The sequence below is a fragment of the Croceicoccus naphthovorans genome (genome assembly GCF_001028705.1).
GTDB lineage: Bacteria > Pseudomonadota > Alphaproteobacteria > Sphingomonadales > Sphingomonadaceae > Croceicoccus > Croceicoccus naphthovorans.
On the sequence record NZ_CP011770.1, the window covers coordinates 1,563,391 to 1,586,722 of the forward strand.

Consider the following 23,332-nt stretch of genomic DNA (forward strand, 5'->3'; position numbering starts at 1 on the left):
CCGCTTCCGCCCGGCGCATCTGGTGCGGCCTGGAAAGGGCTTGAAAACCGAGCGGGCCGTTCATGCCCCGGTTGTTACCGTTGCTAGCATCGCTCTGGTAATGGAGCAACAAAAAGCAGCGAAGACGCAACTTTGTGAGCATCAATCGCCGCGTCGGCTTGTGCCGGGCCGACTGTGGGGGATAGCTCTATGTCTATGGATTACGAGGTGCAAAGCGTGGGGTGGGGCCAGAGGCTGGGACGATTTTTCCTGCCGCTCGCCGTCGCCTTGGCAGGTATCGTCGGACTGCTTTTAGGATCGGGGCTGGGTCTGGCGTTTCCGGCGGGCTATCCGGTCGTGACCAATGCCTTGCCGCCCGCAAGCGATGCGGCGCTGCCGCGCATCGTCGCATCGGATCGCACAGGCGCACAAGCCCCGCTCGTGGTGATCGATCCGGGACACGGCGGGTTTGATCCGGGGGCGAGCAGCCCGGACGGTGCCATCGAAAAAGATATCGCGCTGGCGCTTGCACTGGCGGTGCGCGATCGGTTGATCGAACTGGGCGGCGTGCGCGTGGCCCTCACCCGCGAAGACGACCGATTTCTGCCATTGGAAGCGCGGCCCGTACTGGCCAAGGCACTGGGCGCCGATGCCTTTATCGCGATCCATGCCGATTCCGCGCCGGTGCCAGAGGCAAGCGGGGCGAATGTCTATGTCCTCTCCGCTCGCGCTTCGGACCGCGCGGCGCAGCGACTTGCGAATAGCGAGAACCGGTCGGGCGGCGGATTGCCCGATACCGGTGGGGCTGACGACATCGCGGCGATCCTGGCGGAATTGGTGCGGCGTGAGGCGAATCTCGAATCGGCACGATTGTCTCAGACTATGGCGGATGAACTGCGCGGTGCGATGCCGACACATACGCCGTTCCGCCGTTCGGCCAATTTCGCGGTCTTGCGCACGTTCGAACGGGCGGGCGTCTTGTTCGAGGCCGGGTACCTGACAAACCCCGACGACGCGGCGCGCCTGTCCGATCCACAAGGGCGCAAGGCGATTGCCGATGCGCTGGCGTCGGCAATCGTTACCTATCTTCTGCTGCCCGCAAACGGCTGAAACGCGCGTCTGGTGGGGCGACCTGTCCACGGTTCGACGCGAAGCCGCTTCCCTGTCCGCGATTTGCCATGCTAGGGCGCTTCACGATGACCGTGGGATCGCATTTCCAGACCTATCTCGACCGCGCCCGGGGCGATCTTGCCTTCGCGCGCGGCCACCTTGCCTCTCGCTGGCGCGAAAGCCGCGTGTTCCGCTGGCTGCTTTCGCTGTTCGCGCTGGGCGTGGCATTTATGATCGCGGCTTATTACGCGATCGGCGCGGGGCTTCCGTCGGCGGATCGCCTGCTGACCTATCAACCGCCTCTGCCGACGATGGTGCGCGGCATCGATGGCGAGATCGTGAACAGCTATGCCCGCGAACGGCGCGTGCAGCTGCGCTATGTCGATTTCCCGGTGCAGATGCAGAACGCGTTTCTCTCGGCAGAGGACAAGACGTTCTGGACACACGGTGGCGTCGACTTCGGCGGTCTGGCCGGTGCGGTGGTCGACTATGTCTCGAAGATCGGCAGCGGGCAGCGGGCCAAGGGTGGCTCTACCATCACGCAGCAGGTGGCGAAGAACATTCTTGTCGGCGACGAATATTCCATCACGCGCAAGCTGAAGGAAATGATTCTCGCCCGCCGGATCGAGGGCGTTCTGACCAAGCAGCAGATCCTCGAACTCTATCTCAACGAAATTCCGTTGGGGCGACAGAGCTTTGGCGTTCAGGCCGCAGCGCGCGCCTATTTCGACAAGGACGTGAAGGACCTTGAGCTTCACGAATCCGCGTTCCTTGCGATCCTGCCCAAGGCGCCGGAACGCTACGGACGCGCGCGGTACAAGGACTTGGCGATCGCCCGGCGCAACTACGTGCTGGACCAGATGGTCAAGAACGACTGGGCAACCCGCGAAGAGGCAGAGGCCGCGAAGGCAAAGCCGCTGGGCCTCGTCCCACGCAGGTCCGCGAACTACGATCCCGCCGGCGGCTATTTCGTAGAGGAAGTGCGTCGTCGCCTACTAGACCGGTTTGGCGAGAAGGCAGAGGATGGGCCTAATTCCGTCTATGCGGGCGGCCTGTGGGTCCGCACCTCGATGGACATGGAATTGCAGAAGGCCGCGCGCGCAGCGTTGCGGGCCGGGTTACTGCGCTATCATTCGGGTAAGGGTTGGACCGGCCCGATCGCCAAGATCAACATGGACGAGAACTGGCAGACCCAGCTCATCGTCTCGAACCTCGCCGTCGATTACGAGGATTGGCAGGTCGGTGTCGTTACGCAGCGTAGCGGCAACAGCGCCAAGATCGGCTTTGCCGACGGGGAAGAGCATCCGCTGTCGAACCTGCCGGACAGCCTGAAGGCGGGCGATGTCATTGTCGCCGCGCCGAAAAACAAGTCCGAATGGGTGGTCCGCACCGTGCCGCAGGTGTCGGGCGGGCTGGTCGTGGAAAATCCGCGCACCGGTCGTGTGCTAGCCATGCAGGGCGGATTCGATTCGCGGCTCGGTTCGTTTAACCGTGCGACCCAGGCCGAACGCCAGCCGGGCTCGACGATCAAGCCTTTCGTTTATGCGACCGGGCTTGATCAGGGCATGACCCCGGCGACGCTGGTGGAAGACGGGCCGTTCTGCGTTTGGCAGGGCGCTGGCTTGGGCGAGAAGTGTTTCCGCAACTTCGGCAATCAGCGCGGGGCAGGTCAGCAGACAATGCGCTGGGGCCTGGAGCAATCGCGCAACCTGATGACGATCCACATCGCCAACGATGCCGGCATGGAGAATGTGACCAACACGTTCCGCCGCGTCGGCATCGGCGACTATGACAATTACCTGTCCTTTGCGCTGGGTGCGGGCGACACGACCGTGGCCAAGATGGTGAACGCCTATTCGGCGCTGGCCAACCTTGGGCGGCAATACGATCAGTCGGTGATCGACTATGTGCAGGATCGCAACGGAAAGGTGATCTGGCGCGCGGACAAGCGCCGCTGCAACACCTGCAGCGCGCCGCAATGGGATGGCAAGGGAATGCCGCGCCTGACCCCTGCGGGTAAGCAGGTGCTGGACGCGGGCACCGCCTATCAGGTCGTGCACATGCTGGAAGGCGTGGTGACGCGCGGTACGGCGGTCCGCTTGCGTAGCCTTGAACTGCCGATCTTTGGCAAGACCGGTACGACCTCTGGCCCGACGAACGCATGGTTCGTGGGCGGTTCGTCCGATCTGGTCGCGGGTGTCTATATCGGGTTCGATCAGCCGCGCAACTTGGGCGGATGGGTGCAGGGCGGGAACACCGCGGGCCCGATCATCAAGCAGCTGATCGAGGAAACCAAGGCACGCTGGCCGACCACGCCTGTGCGTGCGCCCGCCGATATTCGCATGGTACGTATCGACCGACGCAGCGGCAAGCGCGTGTTCGATGGCTGGCCTAGCGACGAATGGACCCCGGCGACGATCTGGGAAGCGTTCAAGCCCGATACCGAACCGCGCCGCTCGCTGGATCGCCAGACGCTGGAGGAAAAACGCATGGCCGCCATTGCCGCGTTGCGCGCCGCTTCGGAAGAGCGTGTGACCCGTACCGAAGGGCCGCGCCGGATCGATGACACCTTCCTCGAAGATCAGGGCGGCATCTACTGATCGTATCCGCTGCGGCGCACGATGGACTTTGCCGCGCGCGCGGTCCATTGATGGCGGCATGAAAAGGATCGCAATTTTCGCCGCCGCCGCACTGGCCGTGCTCGCCCTTCCCGGAACCGCCGCCGCTTCGTTGAAGAAGGGGGCGGAGGCACCGATGTTTTCGACCACTGGCGCGCTGGCCGGGAAGTCGTTTCGTTTCACGCTGTCCGATGCGCTGAGGAAGGGGCCGGTCGTGCTCTATTTCTACCCCAAGGCGTTCACGCAAGGGTGCACGCTGGAGGCGCACGCCTTTGCCGAAGCGATGGACGATTTCCGCGCGGCGGGGGCGCAGGTCGTCGGCATGTCGAACGACGACCTCGAAACGCTGAAACGCTTTTCGACCGAAGCTTGCCGCGATGAGTTTGCGGTCGCCCGCGCAGCACCGGGCCTGATCAAGGCCTATGACGTTGCGCTAAGGCGCGATGGGGCGGACACGGGGCTGACGGATCGTACGTCCTACGTAATCGCGCAGGACGGCCGTATCGTGATGGTGCATTCCGACATGGATTGGCGCGAACACGTTTCCCGTACTTTGGCGGCGGTTCGCGCGCTGAAGAAATAGCGTTGCATCGGCAGGGACTGAAACGGCGCGCGGGATTATGCCTGTCGCGCCACTTTGCATTACGGGACCGCTGGGCTAAGCGGACCGCCGCTTTACGGAGAATTGATCATGCGTGCCGAAGGGCAGGCCCATATCGACCGCATCAATGCGGCACTTGCACTTATCCGCCGGTCTCTGGACTGGGATGTCGCTTTGCGCCGTCTCGACGAGCTGAACGCGCGGGTTGAAGACCCGACCTTGTGGGACGACCCCAAAGGCGCGGAAGAAGTCATGCGCGAACGCGGCAGACTCGAATCTGCGATCGGCGCGGTGAAGACCATCAGCGCCGAAATGAACGACGCGGTCGAGTTCATCGAGATGGGCGAGGCCGAGGGCGACGAATCGACGGTGAAAGACGGGCTCGAAAGCCTTGCGGCGCTGGCCGACCGGGCCGACGCTGATAAGATCGGCGCGCTGCTCTCGGGCGAGGCTGATAGTTCGGACACCTACCTCGAAGTTCATGCCGGCGCAGGCGGTACCGAAAGCCAGGATTGGGCCGAGATGCTGCTGCGGATGTACGCCCGCTGGGCCGAGCGGCGCGGGTACAAGGTCGAGACGGTCGAATATCAGGCGGGTGAACAGGCCGGGATCAAGAGCGCGACGCTGCTGATCAAGGGCCTCAACGCCTATGGCTATGCCAAGACCGAGAGCGGCGTGCACCGTCTTGTCCGCATCAGCCCCTATGACAGCAGCGCGCGGCGGCACACCTCGTTCAGCTCGTGCTGGGTCTATCCGGTGATCGATGACGATATCGAGATCGAGATCAATCCGGCCGACCTTAAGATCGACACCTATCGCGCATCGGGCGCGGGCGGTCAGCACGTCAACACGACCGACTCCGCCGTTCGCATCACCCACCAGCCGACGGGTATCGTGGTGGCCAGCCAGAACGACCGTTCGCAGCACAAGAACCGCGCGACCGCGATGAACATGCTGAAAGCGCGTCTTTATGAAAAAGAGCTGGCCGAACGTGAGGCGGTTACCGCTGGCGAATACGCCGCGAAGACCGAGATCGGGTGGGGGCACCAGATCCGATCATACGTTCTGCAACCGTATCAGCAGGTGAAGGACCTGCGCACCGGACACGTTTCGACCAACCCGACCGAAGTGTTGGATGGCGGGCTGGATCCGTTCATTTCCGCCGCATTGGCGCAGCGGGTGACGGGTGAGAGTGTCGAGGTGGAGGACGTCGATTGACGCCTTTTCGCGCCCTTGCGGCATCCTGTTCGCTGGCGTTGATCGCGGCCGGTCTGTCCGGCTGCGACATCAACCAGGCTAGCGACGGACGCCCCGCAAGTGCGCGCGAATTCCCGAAGGCCGACCGCCCGGTCTCTGAAACGACAAGCAACCAGTTCTCGACCGAACGCGCGCGCGACGACCGGAACGAAGCGACGACGGTCATGAACCTGGCGAGCATTGAAAAGGGCATGACCGTGGCCGACATCGGCGCGGGTGAGGGGTACTACACCACCCGCCTTGCCGAACGGGTTGGCGCTAAGGGCCGGGTGCTGGCGCAGGATATCGATCAGGAGGCACTGGACCGGCTAGCCCTGAGGGTGCAGCGCGAACGGCTCGACAACGTATCGATCAAGCGCGGCGAGGTTGACGACCCGATGTTGCCGCCCGACAGTTTCGACCGGGTGTTCCTGATCCATATGTACCATGAGGTGGAGGAGCCCTACGCGTTCCTCTGGCGGCTCTACCCCGCGTTAAAGCAGGACGGGCAGGTCATAGTGGTGGATTCGGACCGCCCGACGGGAGAGCATGGGACTCCGCCGTCGTTGTTGTTCTGCGAATTCGAATCGGTCGGGTTCAAACTGGCGGCCTTTATTCGCCGCCCGGAATTGCCGGGCTATTACGCCCGTTTCGAACCGGACGGGGCCCGCCCCGATCCGATGGATATAGAGCCCTGCGTGCAGGATGTTGCACTGGGGCATGATGCGAAAGAGCCGGAAGAGGAACGCCTCGCCCCGGTCGAAAAGGAAGCAAAAGCATGACGTTCAAGGGGCTGCAGCCTATCGTTTATGGCGGCCGCGAAGTCTGGCCGCTGATCGAAGGCGGTAAGGGCGTTTCGGCGACGAACCACATGAGTTCGGGCGCATGGGCCGCGGCGGGCGGCATCGGCACGGTTAGCGCGGTGAACGCCGACAGTTATGACGCCGAGGGCAAGATCGTACCGCAGGTCTATGAGCAGATGACCCGCCGCGAACGCCACGAACAGCTGATCAAGTATGGCATCGAAGGCGGTGTCGAACAGGTGAAGCGTGCCTACGAGATGTCGAACGGCAAGGGCGCGATCAACATCAACGTCCTTTGGGAAATGGGCGGCGCGCAGGAAATTCTGGAAAATATCCTGGAGCGCACGCCGGGCATGATCACCGGCGTCACCTGCGGCGCGGGCATGCCGTACAAGCTGGCCGAAATCGCGCAGCGCCACAATGTGAATTACCTGCCGATCATTTCTTCGGCCCGGGCATTCCGCGCGCTGTGGAAGCGTTCGTACTCCAAGGTGCCCGAACTGATGGCGGCGGTGGTCTATGAAGACCCGTGGCTGGCCGGTGGGCACAACGGTCTGTCCAACGCCGAAGACCCGCGCCAGCCGCAGGACCCGTATCCTCGCGTCGCCGAACTGCGCGCCACGATGCGCAAGGAAGGCGTTTCGGAAGACACAGCCATTGTCATGGCGGGCGGCGTCTGGTTCCTGCGCGAGTGGGAAAACTGGATCGACAACCCAGAGATCGGCAAGATCGCGTTCCAGTTCGGCACGCGTCCGTTGCTGACGCAGGAAAGCCCGATCCCGCAAGGGTGGAAGGACATGCTGCGCACGCTGGAGCCTGGCGATGTGCTGCTCCACAAGTTCTCGCCGACCGGGTTCTACTCTTCGGCGGTCCGCAATCCGTTCCTGCGCAGCCTTGAGGGCCGGTCGGAGCGTCAGATTCCGTATTCGCGCGTCGAAGCAGGCGATCACACCGTGCAGCTTGACGTCGGGGTGAAGGGCAAGAACTTCTGGGTCACGCCGCATGACCGCGATCGCGCGCGGGGCTGGGCCGCCGATGGGCACGACAGTGCGCTTAAAACGCCGGATGACACCGTGATCTTCGTCGGCGCGGCAGAGCGTGAGATGATCCGCAAGGACCAGGCCGATTGCATGGGCTGCCTTTCGCACTGCGGGTTCTCTTCGTGGAAGGACCATGGCGATTACACCACAGGCCGCCTTGCCGATCCGCGCAGCTTCTGCATCCAGAAAACCCTGCAGGACATTGCGCATGGCGGTGAGACGGACGAGAACCTCGCCTTTGCGGGCCACGCGGCGTATCGTTTCAAGCAGGACCCGTTTTATTCCAACGGCTATACGCCGACGGTGAAGGAACTGGTCGACCGTATCCTGACGGGGGATTGATGTGCGAAGGGTTGGGGCGGTTCAGGCCCAGCCCTCCAGCACCTGATCCAGCGGGCGGTGGCCGTCGGCCCAGACGCGGATGTTGGCAATCACCCGCTCACCCGAAGCTGCGCGGCCTTCCTCGGTCGCGCTGCCTAGGTGGGGCTGGGTGATGACATAGGGGTGATCGACAAGCCGCCGGTCGACCTCTGGCTCGTTCGGAAAGACATCCAGACCCGCGCCCCACAGGCGGCCCGTTTCCAGCGCCTCGATCATCGCTTCGTAGTCGATCAGCTCGCCACGCGCGGTGTTCACGATCACGCCGCTGGGCTTCATCAAGCCGATGGCGCGGGCGTCGAGCAGGTTGTGCGTCGCTGCCGTAGCCGGACAGTGGAGGCTGACGATGTCGGCGGTCTCCAGCAACTGGTCCAGCGTCGGCACATAGTCCGCACCCAACATCCGTTCGACCGCTTCGGGCAGGCGATGGCGGTTGTGATAGCTGACGTTCAGGCCAAAGGCGCGGGCGCGGTGGGCGACGGCCTGACCGATGCGGCCCATGCCGATAATGCCAAGCTTCTTGTCCGCCAGTTTGCGCCCCAGCATGGTGGAGGGCGCCCAACCAGACCACTCGCCGCGCCGGATGATCCGCGTCCCTTCGCGCATCCGCCGCATCACGCCGATAATCAGCGCCAGCGTCATGTCGGCGGTATCTTCTGTGAAAACGCCAGGGGTGTTCGTAACCATGATGCCTTTGGCGCGCGCGGCCTTCAGGTCGATATGATCGGTGCCCGCGCCGAAATTGGCGATCAGTTTTAGCGAAGGTCCGGCCTGTGCGATCAGATCGCCGTCGATATGATCGGTCACGGTCGGCACCAGCACATCGACCGATCCGACCAGCGCCAGCATTTCATCACGCGTCAGCGGGCGATCTTCGCGGTTGAGAGTCACATCGAACAGCTCTTCCATCCGCCGTTCCACCGATGGCAGCAGGTGTCGGGTAACGCCGACACGGGCGCGCCCCTCTATGCGGCGGTTTTCGGAAGAGGACGGCATGGCATCGGCGCGGTTCGACATTCTTTAGCCGCTACGTCCACAGCCGGGGGCAGGTCAAGCCGGACGCTTGCCGATGACCCTGTCGGAGCAGTATGCGCAAAGGCGATGAAACACCTGATCCGTCTTGCCGCGCTGGTCGCGCTTGCCACCGTTCCGCTGACCGCTCATGCGGAGGAAGACGTGCCCTACTGGGTATCGCTGCGCGCGGATGAAGCGAACATGCGCGTCGGGCCGAGCGAGGTCTATCCGATCGAGTGGGTATATCAGCGCAAGGGTCTGCCGCTGAAAGTCGTGCGCAAATTGAGCGGGTGGCGACTCGTCGAGGACCCGGACGGTGCGCGGGGATGGATCGTTTCGCGCTTCCTCACCCTTGAACGCAGCGCCATCGTGATCGGGGACGAGCCCGTCGCGATCCGCGCCGAACCCTCGCGCAAGGGCAAGCTGTTGTGGCGTGCCGAACCCGGCGTGACCGGATCGCTGGGCGATTGCGCCGATGGGTGGTGCCGCTTTGCGGTGGGCGAAAAATCGGGCTGGATGGCGGCGCACCTGCTTTGGGGCACGGGCGAGCCATGAGCAGCTGAACATGGACGGGTCGCTGGTTCTGGCCGGGGCAGGGCTGGGCCTGCTGATCGGTAGCTTCATCGGTGCGGCGGCCACGCGCCTGCCGCGAGGCGAGAATGTTGTGACGGGGCGGTCGCATTGCGATGCCTGCGGGCGGACACTGGCCATCCGCGATCTGGTTCCGGTAGCCTCCTACCTCATGAACCGTGGCCAGTGCCGGAGTTGTGGGGGCGCGATCGATCCGGCTCATCTGCTGGCGGAACTGGGCGGTGCGGCGATTGGCGGCTTGGCGACCGTTTCAGGCGGTACGATTTCAGAGATCGCGATCGCGGCATTGTTCGGTTGGCAATTATTGTTGCTGGCCCTGATCGACCTGCGCCACTATTGGCTGCCGCCGAAATTGATCGCCTTGCTGGCGGTAACGTCGCCATTGCTGCTCCTGCTCACCCCGCCATCCGGCCCCTATCTTCTGGAACGCCTCGCGGGCGGTGCGCTCAGCTTCGCCATGCTGGCGGCACCGGCGCTGGCATACCGGGCGATTCGCAAGCGAGAGGGGATGGGCGCGGCCGATCCATGGTTGCTTGGCGCGATCGGCCTGTGGATCGGTCCGATGGGCGTGGTATCGACCGTAGTGATCGCAGCCGGGTCCGGACTGGCCGCTGCCGTCGTGCTGAAACTAGCGGGCCGCGATGTCGGCGGGGGCAGCGCGTTGCCGCTGGGGTCGCTGATGGCGGCTTCGGCCTTTGCGGTTTCGTGCGTAACGGCGTTCGCATAGGGACGGGGTGGAGGGCCAATGCGTAGGGATAGAGGCGAAAGCCCCCCTTGCGCCACGCGCGCCATATGCCTAGGGCGCTTTTCGCAACCGCAACGCGACTAGCAAAGCGAGTCTGACTTGGTCGATCTTTCGCAATATCTGCCGATCCTGATTTTCCTCGGGGTCGCGGTGGGGCTCTCCGCCCTGTTCGTCTTTCTGCCCATGGGCGTCGCGCGCCTGACAGGCACGCACAATCCCGATGCGGAAAAGAACTCGGAGTACGAGTGCGGGTTCCCCGCGTTCGAGGATCCGCGCAGCCAGTTCGACGTGCGCTTCTACCTTGTCGCCATCCTGTTCATTATCTTCGATCTTGAAGCGGCGTTCCTGTTTCCCTGGGCCGTCAGCCTCGATCTTACCGGATGGCCGGGCTGGATCACGATGATGGTGTTCCTTGGCGAACTGGTCATCGGCTTTGTCTATGCATGGAAGATGGGAGCGCTGGAATGGGAGTGAGTGAAAACCTGCCTACGGCCCAGATGCCTACTGCCAAGCCGGGCGAGGTCCGCCAGCCGGACCAGGACTATTTCCACGCGCTGCAGACCGAGGTGAACGACAAGGGCTTCCTCGTCACCAGCACCGAGGAGCTTTTCCAGTGGGCCCGCACCGGGTCGCTGTGGTGGATGACGTTCGGCCTCGCTTGCTGCGCGGTGGAGATGATCCACGTGAACATGCCGCGGTACGACATGGAGCGTTTCGGCGCCGCCCCGCGCGCGTCGCCACGTCAGTCGGACGTGATGATCGTTGCCGGTACGCTGTGCAACAAGATGGCCCCGGCGTTGCGCAAAGTTTACGACCAGATGTCGGACCCGAAATACGTGATCAGCATGGGTTCGTGCGCGAACGGCGGTGGCTATTACCACTATAGCTACAGCGTCGTGCGCGGCTGCGATCGAATCGTGCCGGTCGATATCTATGTGCCCGGCTGCCCGCCGACTGCAGAGGCGTTGCTTTACGGCGTGATGCAGTTGCAGCGGAAGATCCGCCGCGTCGGCACGGTTTCGCGGTAAGGGGAAGGACGATGGCTGTCCTGCATTCCGCTCCGAAATACGCCTCGAACGAGGGCGTTGGCGATGCGTTGAAGGCGGCGCTGGGCGACAAGGTCGTCGGCGTGCATGAAGAGCATGGCGAACTGATCTTGACGGTCGCGCGCGCTGCTCTGGCCGATGTGATGCGCACGCTGCGCGACGATCACGAATACCAGCAGATGATGGAGATCGCGGGCGTCGATTACCCCAGCCGTGCGGAGCGGTTCGAGGTCAACTACTGCCTGCTTTCGGTCACCAAGAACCACCGCGTGATCATCAAGATTTCGACCGACGAGGCGACGCCGGTTCCCTCTATCACGTCGATCTGGCCCAACGCGGGCTGGCTGGAGCGTGAGGTTTTCGACCTTTACGGCGTGCTGTTCGCCGGGAACGAAGACTTGCGCCGGATCCTGACCGACTATGGCTTCGAAGGGCATCCTTTCCGCAAGGACTTCCCGCTGACCGGCCATGTCGAATTGCGCTATTCGGAAGAAGACAAGCGCGTCGTCTATCAGCCGGTCACGCTGCCGCAGGATTTCCGCAGCTTCGATTTCATGAGCCCGTGGGAAGGCGCGGACTACGTGCTTCCGGGTGACGAGAAGGCGGCCGAAACGCCCGCACCGCCGCCGGTCGACAAGCCGCAGACCACCGACAAGCCGTCCGACACCGGGGCCGGGGCCAAGACTGACGCGAAGGCGTCGGACAAGGTCAGCGCCGGTGCGCCCGCAGAGGAAACGGGCGGCAAGGACGCCGATGCGCCCAAGCCGACCGAAGATCGCCCTGCCAAGGAAGAGCGCAAGGGCAAGACAAAGGATACGCCCGAGGCGACCGAGGTGAAGAAGGAGGACGGCGAATGAAGACCCGTATCGCACTTCTTGGATTGCTGGCGCTGGCCGCCTGCGACCAGCCTGCCGAGGAACCTATCGTCGTCGGCGAAACCCCTGCGGCTGAGGAAATCAGCTTTGCGCCCGATCAGGTGAAGGTCGATGCGGAGCAGCCCAATGCCGATATCGAATATTCGTACATCGACCTTCTGACGCTGGAACCAGACGATGGCGTCGTGATCGCCGATAGCACGAAGGGCGCGGGCTTCTGCACCTTCACCGTCGAGGATGGCGGGGTCGTGCTCTCGGTCGGTGCGCCGACCGACGAGGAAAAGGCCGGTGCCGCTGTGGTCCGTCCGAACGGAAAGGCCGCGATGGCGCTCTATGCCCAGAACGACGGCAGCGAATATCTCGTCAACGGTCCGATCCTGGAGCGGACGGGTGAAGACGACGGTTTCCCGTACAAGGTGACGATCGTGAAGTCCGACGAAAACGGCGCGGCAACCCTGACGGTCTCTGTGCCCGAGGGTGAGCGCGATCCCTACAACGGTGTGTGGGCCTGTACGGCATGAGTATGCAGCTGGAACAGTCGCCGACCACCGGCGACGAGGTCATTACCAACTATACGATCAACTTCGGGCCTCAGCACCCCGCGGCGCATGGCGTGCTGCGCATGGTGATGGAGCTTGATGGTGAGATCATCGAACGCGTCGATCCGCACGTCGGCCTGCTGCATCGCGGGACCGAGAAGCTGATCGAGTACAAGACCTATCTCCAGGCGCTACCGTACTTCGACCGGCTCGATTACTGTTCGCCGCTGGCGCAGGAATACAGCTACGTTCTGGCCATTGAAAAGATGCTGAACGTAGAGGTGCCGCTGCGCGCCCAGTACCTGCGCGTGCTCTTTGCCGAGCTGACCCGCATCTGCAATCACATGCTGAACATGGGGTCGCACGTGATGGACGTTGGCGCGATGACGCCGAACCTGTGGATGTTTGAAATCCGCGAGGATTGCCTCAACTTCTTCGAACGCGCGTCCGGCGCCCGTATGCACAGCGCGTGGTTCCGCCCCGGCGGCGTGCATCAGGATGTGCCGCTGAAGCTGTTGACCGATATCGCCGACTGGCTCGACAATCGTCTGCCCGGCTTGTTCGAGGATGCGATCAGCCTTGTTGCCGACAACCGCATCTTCAAGCAGCGAAACGTCGACATCGCGGTGGTTTCCAAGGCCGACGCGCTGGCATGGGGCTTTTCCGGCCCGATGATCCGCGCCGCCGGCATCCCGTGGGACTTGCGCAAGAGTCAGCCCTACGACGTGTACGACCGGATCGATTTCGAAGTTCCGGTGGGCACCAACTCCGACTGCTACGACCGGTTCATGGTCCGTGTCGAAGAGGTTCGCCAGTCGGCCAAGATCATGAAGCAGTGCCTGCGCGAGATGCCCGAAGGGCCGATTGCCAGCCTCGACCGCAAGGTTTCGCCGCCCAAGCGTGCCGAGATGAAAAGCTCGATGGAAGCGCTGATCCATCACTTCAAGCTCTATACAGAGGGCTTTCACGTCCCCGCGGGCGAGGTTTATGTCGCCACCGAAAGCCCCAAGGGCGAGTTCGGTGTCTACCTTGTGTCCGATGGATCGAACAAACCCTATCGCTGCAAGATCCGGCCGACTGCGTTCAGCCACCTTCAGGCGATGGACATGATGTGCAAAGGCCACATGCTGCCCGACGCGACCGCCATTCTGGGCGCGATCGACGTCGTTTTCGGGGAGTGCGACCGGTGAGGCTGAATTCTACCGAGCAAGTGAGCGTTCTGGCCGCGACCACGGGCCTTATCCTGATCGCCTTCTATTTCCTCGCCCTGTACCTCGGCGCGGATACCGCCGACTGGTTGCCCGACGTTATCGCCTGCATCGCGGGGTTTGAACTCTACATGTTCGGCCAGGCACACTGGGAAGCGTTCAAGCGCAAGCGGGCCAGAAACGGGGGCGATCCGCGTGGCTGAAGTTCTTGAAACCGAAACCGCCGCGCGCAGTCTGACCGACATCGCGCGCGCCATGATCGATGCCTACAACGCGCAGGACGCCGATGCCTATGTCGCGTTCATGACCGAGGACGCGTGCGAGGCGAACTATCGCGGCGATGTCGTGCGCAAGGGACGCGAAGGCACGAGCACGGGTCTGGCCGCCGCATTCGCGCGCTGGCCGCAGAACCGGGCCGAAATCGTCTCGGCGCAGGAAGTCGGCAACTACGTCCTCTTCCGCGAACACGTGACGCGCGGCCCCGCGACCGACGGGTCCGACCTTGTCGAACCGTTCGAGGTGGTCGCGATCTATTCTTTCGAGGGCGACAAGTGCGCCCGCGTGGAGTTCGTCCGCTAATGGCCGACCGTTACATCTATCCCGACAGCCCCGAACTGCGCGAGCGTTGGGGCAAGTTCGCCTTTACCACCGCGTGGGAAGACAAGGCGAAGGCCGCGATCGCGCGCTATCCCGAAGGGCGGCAGAAGTCGGCCGTCATGGCGCTGCTCGATTTCGCGCAGCGGCAGGTGGGCGAAGAGACCGAGACGCAGGGCTGGCTGCCGATTCCGGTGATGGAATATGTCGCCGCCTATCTTGGCATGCCGATCATCCGCGTGGTCGAGGTTGCGACGTTCTACACGATGTACAACCTTGTTCCCGTGGGCAAATTCCACGTGCAGGTCTGCGGCACGACCCCGTGCTGGCTGCGCGGTTCGGATGCGGTCATGGAGTCCTGCAAGAAGCGCGGGATGAAGAAGGGCCATACGACCGAGGACGGTCTGTGGACGCTGACCGAGGTGGAGTGCATGGGCAATTGCGCCAGCGCCCCGATGGTGCAGATAAACGATGACAACTACGAAGACCTGACCGGCGAACGCATGGACGCTGTGCTGGATGCGCTGGCCGCTGGCGAAACGCCCAAGGCCGGAACGCAGGAGCCGGGTCGTCACACCGTCGAGCCCGTCGGCGGGCCGACCACGCTGACCAAGATGGTCGATGCCAACCACGATTACCGGAGCGACTGGTAATGAACGTGACCGGCCAGAACTTCGTTCTTGCGGGCACGCTGTTCGTGGTGGCGGCGCTTGCCGTCTACTTCGTCGGCCCGGGCGGGGTGATGGGCGCGATGCTGCTCGCCGTAGGGATCGCCTTTCTGGCGTTCGGCCTGGTAAAGCGCAAGGATGCCGAGTGATGGACTCGCTTGTCGTAATCATCGTCGCGCTCTTGGCGATCTTCGTCGCCTGGAAAGTGCTGAAGGGCATCGTCAAGACGGTCGCGCTCGTCGTGATCCTCGTCGCGGCGGCGATCTTCGTGTTCGGGGGGATGGCATGAACCTGATTGCCCTTCGCAAAGCCTCGCGCCTGTCACTCGCGGTGGGTAGCGTCGCGATCATTGCGGGCGCGCTCATGATGTATTTCGATTGGGTCGATCTTGGCGACGGGGTGATGATCACCGGGCTCGCCATGCTGATTATCGGCGCACTCGCCCTGTCAAAGACTCCTACAGGAGACAAGGATGCTGGCTGATAAGGACCGCATCTTCACCAACGTTTACGGGTATCAATCGTGGCGGTTAGACGCCGCGCGGGCCCGTGGCGATTGGGACAATACGAAGGACATTCTGGCCAAGGGTCAGGATGCGATTATTGACGAGATCAAGGCGTCGGGCTTGCGCGGTCGTGGCGGTGCGGGCTTCCCCACCGGCATGAAGTGGTCGTTCATGCCCAAGGAATCGAAAGACGGTCGTCCCAGCTTCCTCGTCATCAACGCCGATGAATCCGAACCGGGCTCGTGCAAGGATCGTGAGATTATCCGGCACGATCCGCACAAGCTGATCGAGGGTGCGCTGGTCGCGGGCTTCGCGATGCGGGCGCGGGCGGCCTATATCTACATTCGTGGCGAGTATATCCGCGAGGCGGAGACGATGTTCGCTGCCGTGCAGGAGGCGTACGACGCCGGCCTGATCGGCAAGAACGCCTGCGGTTCGGGCTATGACTTCGACGTTTTCGTCCATCGCGGTGCGGGCGCCTATATCTGCGGCGAGGAAACCGCGATGATCGAGAGCCTTGAGGGCAAGAAGGGCCAGCCGCGCCTCAAGCCCCCCTTCCCGGCGGGCGCGGGCCTCTATGGCTGCCCCACCACGGTCAACAACGTCGAATCGATCGCGGTTGCGCCGACGATCATGCGGCGCGGGTCGACGTGGTTCTCCAGTTTTGGGCGAGAGAACAACAAGGGCACCAAGCTTTTCCAGATCAGCGGTCACGTCGAAAAGCCCTGCGTAGTCGAGGAAGCGATGAGCATTCCGTTCAGCGAGCTGATCGAAAAGCACTGCGGCGGCATTCGTGGCGGCAAGGACAACCTGCTGGCGGTGATCCCCGGCGGTTCTTCGGTTCCGCTGGTTCCGGCAGCCGAAATCTGGGACGCGCCGATGGACTTCGACGGTCTGAAGGCGGTTGGCTCGGGTCTTGGCACCGCGGCGGTCATCGTCATGGACAAGTCGACCGACATCGTGAAGGCGATCAGCCGGATCAGCTATTTCTACAAGCACGAAAGTTGCGGCCAGTGCACGCCATGCCGCGAAGGCACAGGGTGGATGTGGCGCATGATGGAACGCCTGCGCGTCGGCGACGCCAGCGTGGACGAGATCGACATGCTGCAGCAGGTGACCAAGCAGGTGGAAGGCCACACGATCTGCGCGTTGGGCGACGCCGCCGCGTGGCCGATCCAGGGCCTGATCAAGCACTTCCGCCCCGAACTGGAACGCCGCATTCAAGAGGCCGGTAACATGGCGGAGGCCGCCGAATAATGCCGACAGTCAAGGTAGACGGACAGGACATCGAAGTCCCCGCAGGCGCAACCGTGCTGCAGGCTTGTGAGCTTGCCGGCAAGGAAATCCCGCGCTTCTGCTATCATGAGCGGCTGTCAATCGCCGGCAACTGCCGCATGTGCCTTGTCGAGGTGAAGCCGGGACCGCCCAAGCCGCAGGCGTCGTGCGCATTGCCGGCCACCGAGGGGCAGGAAATTCGCACCGACAGCGAGATGGTAAAGAAGGCGCGCGAAGGGGTGATGGAGTTCCTGCTCATCAACCACCCGCTCGATTGCCCGATCTGCGATCAGGGCGGCGAATGCGACCTTCAGGACCAGTCGATGGCCTATGGCCGCGGCGCGACGCGCTATGACGAGAACAAGCGCGCGGTCACCGAAAAGAACATGGGCCCGCTCATCAAGACGACGATGACGCGCTGCATCCACTGCACCCGCTGCGTCCGTTTCTCGGAAGAGATCGCGGGCGTGGATGAGATCGGCGCGCTTTATCGCGGCGAAAACATGCAGATCACGACCTACCTCGAACACGCGGCCAAGCATGAGCTTTCGGCCAACGTGATCGACCTGTGCCCGGTGGGTGCGCTGACCAGTCGTCCCTATGCGTTCGAAGCGCGTCCGTGGGAACTGAAGAAGACGCTCGGCATCGACGTGATGGACGCGATGGGCGCGAACATCCGGATCGACAGCCGTGGCCGCGAAGTGCTGCGCGCGCTTCCGCGCGTGAACGATGACGTCAACGAGGAATGGCTGAGCGACAAGAGCCGCTATGCGGTCGATGGACTGACGCGTCGCCGTCTCGACAAGGTTTTCGTGCGCAAGGCTGGCAAGCTGCAACCCGCGACTTGGGACGACGCGTTCAAGAAGATCAAGGCCGCCAAGCCGGGCAAGGATATTGCCGCGGTATACGGCGACCTGCTTGATTGCGAGACGATGTTCGCGGCCAAGGCGCTGCTCGGCGCGATGGGGTCGACCCTGATCGAAGGGCGCCAGACCGGGCTGACTTACGCGACGGACAGCCTTGCAGCGGTCAATTTCAACACCACGCTGGCGGGGATCGAGAATGCCGACGCGATCCTGATCGTCGGCAGCCAGATCCGGCACGAGGCACCGCTGCTCAACGTGCGGCTGCGCAAGGCGGTCAAGCGCGGGGCGAAGGTGTTTATCGTCGGGCCGGAGTGGGAAACGACCTATCCGGCGACATTCCTCGGCAACGACCTCGCTGTGTTGAATAGCTTGTCTCCCGACGTCACCGACGCGATGACCAATGCCGAACGTCCGGCGATCATCCTTGGCGGTGCGGCGTTAGGCCGTGGCGCGCTGGGGAAGGCGTTGGCGCTGGCCAAGGAATGGAACGTCGTTCGCGCCCTTGAGGATGGGACGGCCTGGAACGGGTTCAACTCGCTCCACTTCTCGGCCTCGCGCATGGGCGGGTTGATGCTCGGCCTCGCACAAAAGAATGGCATGGCCGACATCGTTGCCGCCAATCCGAAGCTTCTGCTGGCGCTGGGGGCGGACGAGGTGGACTTCACCAAGTTCCCCGATGCGCTGAAGGTCTTTATTGGCCACCATGGCGACAAGGGCGCACATGCGGCGGATATTATTCTGCCCGCCGCAGCCTATACCGAAAAGGCTGGCACCTACGTCAATGTCGAAGGCCGCGTGCAGCGGTCCGAGAAGGCGGTGTTCGCCCCGGGCGACGCGCGTGAGGATTGGACTATCCTGCGTGCGCTGGCCGATGCGCTGGGCGTTTCGGTCGGATTCGACAGCTTCGATCAGCTTCGCGCCGCCATGTTTGCCGATACGCCTGCACTCGCGACCGAAGGGCTGGCCGATTTCGGCACCGCGCTTCCGGCCGGTGGTGGCGAGGCTTCGGGCGTGATTACTGGCTATCCGGTGGCCGACTTCTACCTGACCAACGCGATCTGCCGGGCCAGCCCGACGATGCAGCGCTGCTCGGCTGAACTGCTCCACGGCGAGACACTCGCGGAGGCTGCGGAATGACTGCTTTCTTCCAATCGCTCGGCATGACTTACGAGTGGGCGTGGTTCATTGCCACGATCTGCGGGATCCTGCTGATCGCGCTACCGCTCATGCTGTCGGTCGCGATGATCATCTATGTCGACCGCAAGGTCTGGGCTGCGATCAATCTGCGGCGCGGTCCCAACGTGGTCGGCCCGTTCGGCCTGCTGCAAAGCTTTGCCGACGGGCTGAAGGTCTTCCTGCAGGAAACCATCATCCCGTCCGCCGCGAACAAGGGCATCTTCATCCTTGCCCCGATCGTGACCTTCACCGTGGCACTGGGCGCATGGGCGGTGATCCCGTTCGATGCGGGCGTGGTGCTGGCGGACATCAACGTCGGGCTGCTCTACATTCTCGCGATCAGTTCGCTGTCCGTTTACGGCGTGGTGATGGCGGGTTGGGCTTCGAACTCAAAGTACCCGTTCTTCTCAGCGATGCGTGCGTCGGCACAGATGATCAGCTATGAAGTCTCCATCGGCTTTATCCTGATCTGCGTCGTGCTGTGGGCGGGCACGTTCAACCTGACGGAGATCGTGAACGCTCAGCGCGGGCATGGGTTCGGGCTGATCAACGGTTACTTCTTCAATCTTCTGCTGTTCCCCATGTGGGTGATGTTCTTCATCTCTTCTCTGGCGGAAACGCAGCGCGTGCCGTTCGACCTGACCGAGGCGGAATCGGAACTCGTCGCCGGTTACCAGACAGAATATTCGTCGATGAGCTTCGCGCTGTTCTGGCTGGGTGAATACGCCAACATCCTGCTGATGTGCTCGCTCAACACGATCCTGTTCTTCGGTGGCTGGTTGCCGCCGATCGACTGGGCGCCGCTGTACTATGTGCCGGGAATCATCTGGTTCCTGCTCAAGACGTTCTTCTTCTTCTTCATGTTCAGCTGGGTCATGGCGACGGTGCCGCGTTACCGTTACGACCAGCTGATGCGGCTTGGCTGGAAGGTCTTCCTGCCGATCTCGCTGTTCTTCGTGTTCCTGATTTCGGGGTATCTCATGGCCACCGGTCACTTTACCGGCCCGGTTGGAGGTGCGGCATGACCGCCCTGCAACTCATCAAGTCGTACACCCTGTGGGAATTCGTGAAGGCCCACTGGCTGACGCTGAAGTACTTCTTCAAGCCCAAGGCGACGATCAACTACCCCTTCGAAAAGAACCCGCTGTCGCCACGTTTCCGTGGCGAACACGCGCTGCGTCGTTATCCCAACGGGGAAGAACGCTGCATCGCGTGCAAGCTGTGCGAGGCGGTGTGCCCGGCGCAGGCGATCACGATCGAGGCCGAACCGCGCGAAGACGGCAGCCGCCGCACCACACGCTACGACATTGACATGACGAAGTGCATCTACTGCGGTTTCTGTCAGGAAGCATGCCCGGTCGATGCCGTGGTCGAGGGGCCGAACTTCGAATACGCGACCGAAACGCGTGAGGAATTGCTCTACGACAAGGCGAAACTGCTGGCCAACGGGGACAAGTGGGAGCGTGCGATCGCCGCGAACCTTGAAGCCGATGCGCCCTATCGCTAGGGGCCGCGCGCAGGGACATTATTCATGATCCACGTTTTAGCCTTTTACCTCTTCGCGGCCATCCTGATCGCTAGCGCCGTGCTGGTGATCATGAGCCGTAATCCCGTGCACTCCGTGCTGTGGCTGATCCTTGCGTTTTTCAACGCGGCGGGGCTCATGGTGCTCGTCGGTGCGGAATTCATCGCGATGCTTTTGGTCATCGTCTACGTCGGGGCGGTCGCCGTGCTGTTCCTGTTCGTGGTCATGATGCTCGACATCGACTTTGCCGAACTGCGCGCCGGGTTCATGAAGAACTTTCCGCTGGGTATGCTGCTGGCCGTCGTGTTGCTGGCGGAACTGGTGCTGGGACTTGGTGCCTATCGCAGCGGCACGCTGGAACTGGGCGTGGCCGACGGTACGGCCGCGACGATCGCGGGCCGCTCCAATATCGAGAGTATCGGTGGGCTGCTCTACGGCGAATATCTGTTCCTGTTCGAGGCGGCGGGCCTGATCCTGCTGGTCGCAATGGTCGGCGCCATCGTGCTGACCCATCGCGAACGCGCGGGAACGCGTGGGCAGAACGTGCGGCGGCAGGTCTATCGCCGTCCTGAGGATGCGACGGTCAATGTCCGTCCCGAAGTCGGAAAGGGCGTATCGCTGTGATCGGTGTCGAACATTATATCGTCGTCAGCTCGATGCTTTTCGTGCTGGGCGTGCTGGGCATCTTCCTCAACCGCAAGAACGTCATCGTGATCCTGATGGCGATCGAGCTGATCCTGCTGGCGGTGAACATAAACCTCGTCGCGTTCAGCGCCTTTCTGGGCGACTTGACCGGGCAGATTTTCGCGATGTTCGTCCTGACCGTCGCGGCGGGCGAGGCGGCCATCGGGCTTGCCATTCTCGTCATCTACTTCCGCGGCCGCGGTACGATCGCGGTCGACGACATCCACCGGATGCGGGGATAACGCGTGATCCAGATCATCGTCTTCGGGCCGCTGCTGGCGGCAATCCTCGCAGGGTTTGCGAACAAGAGCTTCGGCACCGTCTTTCCAAAGGCGATAACGACCGGCGCGCTGTTCCTGTCGTGCGCGCTGTCCTGGCCGATCTTCCTCGGCTTTATGACAGGTTCGGCAGAGCCGGGCGTGACCAACGTGCTGATGTGGGTGCAATCGGGCGCAATGACGTTCGACTGGTCGCTGCGCGTGGACACGCTGACAGCGGTGATGCTGGTGGTGATCACCAGCGTCTCGGCGCTCGTCCACCTTTATTCGTGGGGATACATGGACGAGGATCCGGATCAGCCGCGTTTCTTCGCCTATCTGTCGCTGTTCACCTTCGCGATGCTGATGCTGGTCACGGCGGACAACCTCGTCCAGATGTTCTTCGGTTGGGAAGGGGTGGGCCTTGCGTCGTACCTGCTGATCGGGTTCTGGTTTAAGAAGCCCAGCGCCAATGCCGCCGCGATCAAGGCCTTCGTGGTCAACCGCGTCGGAGACCTTGGCTTCATGCTGGGCATCTTCGGCGTGTTTCTGGTGTTCCAGACGACGTCGATCCCCGAAATCCTCGACCGCGCGCCCGAAATGGCGGGCTCGAGCATTGGCTTCCTCGGCATGCGTCTCGATACGATGACGGTGCTCTGCATCCTGCTGTTCATCGGCGCGATGGGTAAGTCCGCCCAGCTTGGTCTGCACACGTGGCTGCCCGATGCGATGGAAGGCCCGACCCCGGTTTCCGCGCTGATCCACGCGGCGACGATGGTTACCGCGGGTGTGTTCATGGTCTGCCGCCTCTCGCCGCTCTTCGAGACGAGCGCGGCGGCCCTGACGTTCGTGACGTTCATCGGCGCGGCGACCTGTTTCTTCGCAGCGACCGTTGGCACTACGCAGACCGACATCAAGCGCGTGATCGCCTATTCGACCTGTTCGCAGCTGGGCTACATGTTCTTTGCTGCGGGTGTCGGCGCCTATGGCGCGGCGATGTTCCACTTGTTCACGCACGCGTTCTTCAAGGCGCTACTGTTCCTTGGCGCGGGCTCGGTCATTCACTCGATGCACCACGAACAGGACATGCGCTATTACGGGGGCTTGCGTAAGCATATCCCGATCACCTTCTGGGCGATGATGGCGGGCACACTGGCGATTACCGGTGTCGGGATCTGGTTCCTGCATATCGGCTTTGCGGGCTTCTACTCGAAGGACGCCATCCTTGAGAGCGCATTCGCCAGCGGGACCGAGATGGGGCAGTTCGCTTTCGTCATGGGTATCGTCGCGGCGCTGCTGACCAGCTTCTATTCGTGGCGCCTGATGTTCCTGACGTTCTGGGGCAAGCCGCGCTGGATCGAGAGCGAGCATATCCAGCATACCGTCCACAAAACCCCGGAAGAGGCGGGCGCGGACACCACCGGCGGTTATCATCCGCACGAAAGCCCGTGGGTCATGCTGATTCCGCTCGTCGTGCTTTCGCTCGGCGCCGTTTTCGCCGGTGCAGTCTGGAGCCACTCCTTCCTCGACAGTGCGGAATTCTGGAGCGGTTCGATCTTCTATAACGAGCACCTGATCCACGCGATGCATAACGTACCCACATGGGTGAAAATTGCGCCGGGTGCGGTGATGTTGGTCGGCCTTGTCATCGCATGGAACAACTACATCCGCGATCCTGCCGCTGCGGGCCGGTTCGTGGGGATGTTCGGGGGCGTCTACACGTTCCTCAAAAACAAGTGGTATTTCGACGAGCTCTACAACGCGATCTTTGTGAAGCCGGCCTTCTGGTTAGGTCGCAAGTTCTGGAAGTGGGGCGATGTCGGCACGATCGACCGGTTCGGGCCGGACGGTGCCGCATGGGTCGTCGCGCAGGGGTCTCGCTATGCGCAGAAGGTGCAGACCGGTTATCTCTACAGTTACGCGCTGGTCATGCTGCTCGGGCTTGTCGCCGCGATCAGCTGGGTCTTGGCCCACGGACTCGGACATTAAGGGACGGGCA

General features: G+C 62.8%; 27 protein-coding genes. 26 read left to right on the forward strand and 1 reads right to left on the reverse strand.

Annotated elements, in window-relative coordinates; translation table 11 throughout:
* Positions 1-189 precede the first annotated feature (189 nt).
* The 6 genes from AB433_RS07990 to AB433_RS08015 all read left to right on the forward strand — a co-directional run bounded on the left by AB433_RS07990 (position 190) and on the right by AB433_RS08015 (position 7,729).
* The gene (locus tag AB433_RS07990) at positions 190-1,089 is read left to right on the forward strand and encodes an N-acetylmuramoyl-L-alanine amidase family protein (protein ID WP_082134836.1); all 900 of its coding nucleotides are present in this window, start codon (positions 190-192) and stop codon (positions 1,087-1,089) included.
* Between the two features lie 68 nt (positions 1,090-1,157).
* Positions 1,158-3,689, forward strand: coding sequence for a penicillin-binding protein 1A (locus tag AB433_RS07995; protein WP_245626621.1), 2,532 nt, complete (start codon positions 1,158-1,160; stop codon positions 3,687-3,689).
* A gap of 58 nt (positions 3,690-3,747) precedes the next feature.
* The gene (locus tag AB433_RS08000; RefSeq protein WP_047820614.1) at positions 3,748-4,290 is read left to right on the forward strand and encodes a peroxiredoxin; all 543 of its coding nucleotides are present in this window, start codon (positions 3,748-3,750) and stop codon (positions 4,288-4,290) included.
* A 108-nt stretch (positions 4,291-4,398) separates the two neighbouring features.
* The gene (gene prfB, locus AB433_RS08005; RefSeq protein WP_047820615.1) at positions 4,399-5,526 is read left to right on the forward strand and encodes a peptide chain release factor 2; all 1,128 of its coding nucleotides are present in this window, start codon (positions 4,399-4,401) and stop codon (positions 5,524-5,526) included.
* Positions 5,523-6,326, forward strand: coding sequence for a class I SAM-dependent methyltransferase (locus AB433_RS08010; protein ID WP_082134837.1), 804 nt, complete (start codon positions 5,523-5,525; stop codon positions 6,324-6,326). The genes prfB and AB433_RS08010 overlap by 4 nt, the downstream gene beginning before the upstream one ends.
* Positions 6,323-7,729, forward strand: coding sequence for an NAD(P)H-dependent flavin oxidoreductase (locus AB433_RS08015; RefSeq protein ID WP_047820616.1), 1,407 nt, complete (start codon positions 6,323-6,325; stop codon positions 7,727-7,729). Before AB433_RS08010 ends, AB433_RS08015 begins: the two co-directional genes overlap by 4 nt.
* A gap of 21 nt (positions 7,730-7,750) precedes the next feature.
* On the opposite strand, the gene AB433_RS08020 is transcribed toward AB433_RS08015, so the two are convergent.
* Positions 7,751-8,782 carry a 2-hydroxyacid dehydrogenase gene (locus AB433_RS08020; RefSeq protein WP_245626622.1) on the reverse strand — a complete coding sequence of 344 codons (1,032 nt, stop codon included), beginning with the start codon at positions 8,780-8,782 and terminating at the stop codon, positions 7,751-7,753.
* An 84-nt stretch (positions 8,783-8,866) separates the two neighbouring features.
* On the opposite strand from AB433_RS08020, the gene AB433_RS08025 reads away from it, so the two are divergent.
* The 20 genes from AB433_RS08025 to nuoL all read left to right on the forward strand — a co-directional run bounded on the left by AB433_RS08025 (position 8,867) and on the right by nuoL (position 23,322).
* Positions 8,867-9,334 (forward strand): SH3 domain-containing protein, encoded by a 468-nt coding sequence (locus AB433_RS08025; protein ID WP_156170741.1) that lies wholly within the window; start codon positions 8,867-8,869, stop codon positions 9,332-9,334.
* Positions 9,335-9,344: 10 nt separating this feature from the next.
* On the forward strand, positions 9,345-10,097 hold the full coding sequence (locus AB433_RS08030; protein WP_047820617.1) for a prepilin peptidase: 753 nt from the start codon (positions 9,345-9,347) through the stop codon (positions 10,095-10,097).
* Positions 10,098-10,214: 117 nt separating this feature from the next.
* Positions 10,215-10,589: an NADH-quinone oxidoreductase subunit A gene (locus tag AB433_RS08035; RefSeq protein WP_047820618.1), complete on the forward strand. Its 375-nt coding sequence runs from the start codon at positions 10,215-10,217 to the stop codon at positions 10,587-10,589.
* Positions 10,590-10,612: 23 nt separating this feature from the next.
* A complete protein-coding gene (locus AB433_RS08040) occupies positions 10,613-11,143 on the forward strand; it encodes a NuoB/complex I 20 kDa subunit family protein (protein WP_047823623.1) in 531 nt (176 codons plus the stop codon).
* Between the two features lie 11 nt (positions 11,144-11,154).
* Positions 11,155-12,018 carry an NADH-quinone oxidoreductase subunit C gene (locus AB433_RS08045; protein ID WP_047820619.1) on the forward strand — a complete coding sequence of 288 codons (864 nt, stop codon included), beginning with the start codon at positions 11,155-11,157 and terminating at the stop codon, positions 12,016-12,018.
* Positions 12,015-12,557 carry a hypothetical protein gene (locus AB433_RS08050; RefSeq protein WP_047820620.1) on the forward strand — a complete coding sequence of 181 codons (543 nt, stop codon included), beginning with the start codon at positions 12,015-12,017 and terminating at the stop codon, positions 12,555-12,557. Before AB433_RS08045 ends, AB433_RS08050 begins: the two co-directional genes overlap by 4 nt.
* Positions 12,554-13,765, forward strand: coding sequence for an NADH-quinone oxidoreductase subunit D (locus AB433_RS08055; protein ID WP_047820621.1), 1,212 nt, complete (start codon positions 12,554-12,556; stop codon positions 13,763-13,765). Before AB433_RS08050 ends, AB433_RS08055 begins: the two co-directional genes overlap by 4 nt.
* The gene (locus AB433_RS08060) at positions 13,762-13,986 is read left to right on the forward strand and encodes a hypothetical protein (RefSeq protein WP_053059058.1); all 225 of its coding nucleotides are present in this window, start codon (positions 13,762-13,764) and stop codon (positions 13,984-13,986) included. Before AB433_RS08055 ends, AB433_RS08060 begins: the two co-directional genes overlap by 4 nt.
* 52 nt (positions 13,987-14,038) lie before the next feature.
* The gene (locus AB433_RS08065) at positions 14,039-14,362 is read left to right on the forward strand and encodes a nuclear transport factor 2 family protein (RefSeq protein WP_047823628.1); all 324 of its coding nucleotides are present in this window, start codon (positions 14,039-14,041) and stop codon (positions 14,360-14,362) included.
* A complete protein-coding gene (locus AB433_RS08070; RefSeq protein WP_047820622.1) occupies positions 14,362-15,030 on the forward strand; it encodes a complex I 24 kDa subunit family protein in 669 nt (222 codons plus the stop codon). Before AB433_RS08065 ends, AB433_RS08070 begins: the two co-directional genes overlap by 1 nt.
* Positions 15,030-15,194 carry a hypothetical protein gene (locus tag AB433_RS20470; protein WP_156170742.1) on the forward strand — a complete coding sequence of 55 codons (165 nt, stop codon included), beginning with the start codon at positions 15,030-15,032 and terminating at the stop codon, positions 15,192-15,194. The genes AB433_RS08070 and AB433_RS20470 overlap by 1 nt, the downstream gene beginning before the upstream one ends.
* Entirely contained in the window at positions 15,194-15,334 is a 141-nt protein-coding gene (locus tag AB433_RS20805; protein WP_169749321.1) for a hypothetical protein, read from the forward strand. The genes AB433_RS20470 and AB433_RS20805 overlap by 1 nt, the downstream gene beginning before the upstream one ends.
* Positions 15,331-15,528 carry a hypothetical protein gene (locus tag AB433_RS08075; protein ID WP_047820623.1) on the forward strand — a complete coding sequence of 66 codons (198 nt, stop codon included), beginning with the start codon at positions 15,331-15,333 and terminating at the stop codon, positions 15,526-15,528. The genes AB433_RS20805 and AB433_RS08075 overlap by 4 nt, the downstream gene beginning before the upstream one ends.
* A complete protein-coding gene (nuoF, locus tag AB433_RS08080) occupies positions 15,518-16,807 on the forward strand; it encodes an NADH-quinone oxidoreductase subunit NuoF (RefSeq protein ID WP_047820624.1) in 1,290 nt (429 codons plus the stop codon). Before AB433_RS08075 ends, nuoF begins: the two co-directional genes overlap by 11 nt.
* Positions 16,807-18,828 (forward strand): NADH-quinone oxidoreductase subunit NuoG, encoded by a 2,022-nt coding sequence (nuoG, locus tag AB433_RS08085; RefSeq protein WP_047820625.1) that lies wholly within the window; start codon positions 16,807-16,809, stop codon positions 18,826-18,828. Before nuoF ends, nuoG begins: the two co-directional genes overlap by 1 nt.
* Positions 18,825-19,892 (forward strand): NADH-quinone oxidoreductase subunit NuoH, encoded by a 1,068-nt coding sequence (nuoH, locus tag AB433_RS08090; protein ID WP_047820626.1) that lies wholly within the window; start codon positions 18,825-18,827, stop codon positions 19,890-19,892. Before nuoG ends, nuoH begins: the two co-directional genes overlap by 4 nt.
* Complete coding sequence (nuoI, locus tag AB433_RS08095; RefSeq protein ID WP_047820627.1) at positions 19,889-20,374, forward strand: NADH-quinone oxidoreductase subunit NuoI; 486 nt, start codon at positions 19,889-19,891, stop codon at positions 20,372-20,374. The genes nuoH and nuoI overlap by 4 nt, the downstream gene beginning before the upstream one ends.
* 24 nt (positions 20,375-20,398) lie before the next feature.
* Positions 20,399-21,016, forward strand: a complete 618-nt coding sequence (locus AB433_RS08100) for an NADH-quinone oxidoreductase subunit J (protein WP_047820628.1) — start codon at positions 20,399-20,401, stop codon at positions 21,014-21,016.
* Positions 21,013-21,318, forward strand: coding sequence for an NADH-quinone oxidoreductase subunit NuoK (gene nuoK / locus AB433_RS08105; RefSeq protein WP_047820629.1), 306 nt, complete (start codon positions 21,013-21,015; stop codon positions 21,316-21,318). Before AB433_RS08100 ends, nuoK begins: the two co-directional genes overlap by 4 nt.
* A 3-nt stretch (positions 21,319-21,321) precedes the next feature.
* The gene (gene nuoL, locus AB433_RS08110; protein ID WP_047820630.1) at positions 21,322-23,322 is read left to right on the forward strand and encodes an NADH-quinone oxidoreductase subunit L; all 2,001 of its coding nucleotides are present in this window, start codon (positions 21,322-21,324) and stop codon (positions 23,320-23,322) included.
* The last annotated feature ends 10 nt before the right edge of the window (positions 23,323-23,332 follow it).

Excerpts from the sequence above, each read along its gene's own strand:
- AB433_RS08100 (WP_047820628.1), top strand. The coding sequence starts at position 20,399 with ATGATCCACGTTTTAGCCTTTTACCTCTTCGCGGCCATCCTGATCGCT.
- AB433_RS08015 (WP_047820616.1), top strand. The coding sequence starts at position 6,323 with ATGACGTTCAAGGGGCTGCAGCCTATCGTTTATGGCGGCCGCGAAGTC.
- AB433_RS20805 (WP_169749321.1), top strand. The coding sequence starts at position 15,194 with ATGGACTCGCTTGTCGTAATCATCGTCGCGCTCTTGGCGATCTTCGTC.
- nuoH (WP_047820626.1), top strand. The coding sequence starts at position 18,825 with ATGACTGCTTTCTTCCAATCGCTCGGCATGACTTACGAGTGGGCGTGG.
- AB433_RS08075 (WP_047820623.1), top strand. The coding sequence starts at position 15,331 with ATGAACCTGATTGCCCTTCGCAAAGCCTCGCGCCTGTCACTCGCGGTG.
- AB433_RS08055 (WP_047820621.1), top strand. The coding sequence starts at position 12,554 with ATGAGTATGCAGCTGGAACAGTCGCCGACCACCGGCGACGAGGTCATT.
- nuoG (WP_047820625.1), top strand. The coding sequence starts at position 16,807 with ATGCCGACAGTCAAGGTAGACGGACAGGACATCGAAGTCCCCGCAGGC.
- nuoF (WP_047820624.1), top strand. The coding sequence starts at position 15,518 with ATGCTGGCTGATAAGGACCGCATCTTCACCAACGTTTACGGGTATCAA.
- AB433_RS07995 (WP_245626621.1), top strand. The coding sequence starts at position 1,158 with ATGCTAGGGCGCTTCACGATGACCGTGGGATCGCATTTCCAGACCTAT.
- AB433_RS08025 (WP_156170741.1), top strand. The coding sequence starts at position 8,867 with ATGAAACACCTGATCCGTCTTGCCGCGCTGGTCGCGCTTGCCACCGTT.
- AB433_RS08045 (WP_047820619.1), top strand. The coding sequence starts at position 11,155 with ATGGCTGTCCTGCATTCCGCTCCGAAATACGCCTCGAACGAGGGCGTT.
- AB433_RS20470 (WP_156170742.1), top strand. The coding sequence starts at position 15,030 with ATGAACGTGACCGGCCAGAACTTCGTTCTTGCGGGCACGCTGTTCGTG.
- AB433_RS08070 (WP_047820622.1), top strand. The coding sequence starts at position 14,362 with ATGGCCGACCGTTACATCTATCCCGACAGCCCCGAACTGCGCGAGCGT.
- nuoI (WP_047820627.1), top strand. The coding sequence starts at position 19,889 with ATGACCGCCCTGCAACTCATCAAGTCGTACACCCTGTGGGAATTCGTG.
- AB433_RS08050 (WP_047820620.1), top strand. The coding sequence starts at position 12,015 with ATGAAGACCCGTATCGCACTTCTTGGATTGCTGGCGCTGGCCGCCTGC.
- AB433_RS08030 (WP_047820617.1), top strand. The coding sequence starts at position 9,345 with ATGGACGGGTCGCTGGTTCTGGCCGGGGCAGGGCTGGGCCTGCTGATC.
- prfB (WP_047820615.1), top strand. The coding sequence starts at position 4,399 with ATGCGTGCCGAAGGGCAGGCCCATATCGACCGCATCAATGCGGCACTT.
- AB433_RS08065 (WP_047823628.1), top strand. The coding sequence starts at position 14,039 with ATGATCGATGCCTACAACGCGCAGGACGCCGATGCCTATGTCGCGTTC.
- AB433_RS07990 (WP_082134836.1), top strand. The coding sequence starts at position 190 with ATGTCTATGGATTACGAGGTGCAAAGCGTGGGGTGGGGCCAGAGGCTG.
- AB433_RS08040 (WP_047823623.1), top strand. The coding sequence starts at position 10,613 with ATGCCTACTGCCAAGCCGGGCGAGGTCCGCCAGCCGGACCAGGACTAT.
- AB433_RS08020 (WP_245626622.1), bottom strand. The coding sequence starts at position 8,782 with ATGTCGAACCGCGCCGATGCCATGCCGTCCTCTTCCGAAAACCGCCGC.
- AB433_RS08000 (WP_047820614.1), top strand. The coding sequence starts at position 3,748 with ATGAAAAGGATCGCAATTTTCGCCGCCGCCGCACTGGCCGTGCTCGCC.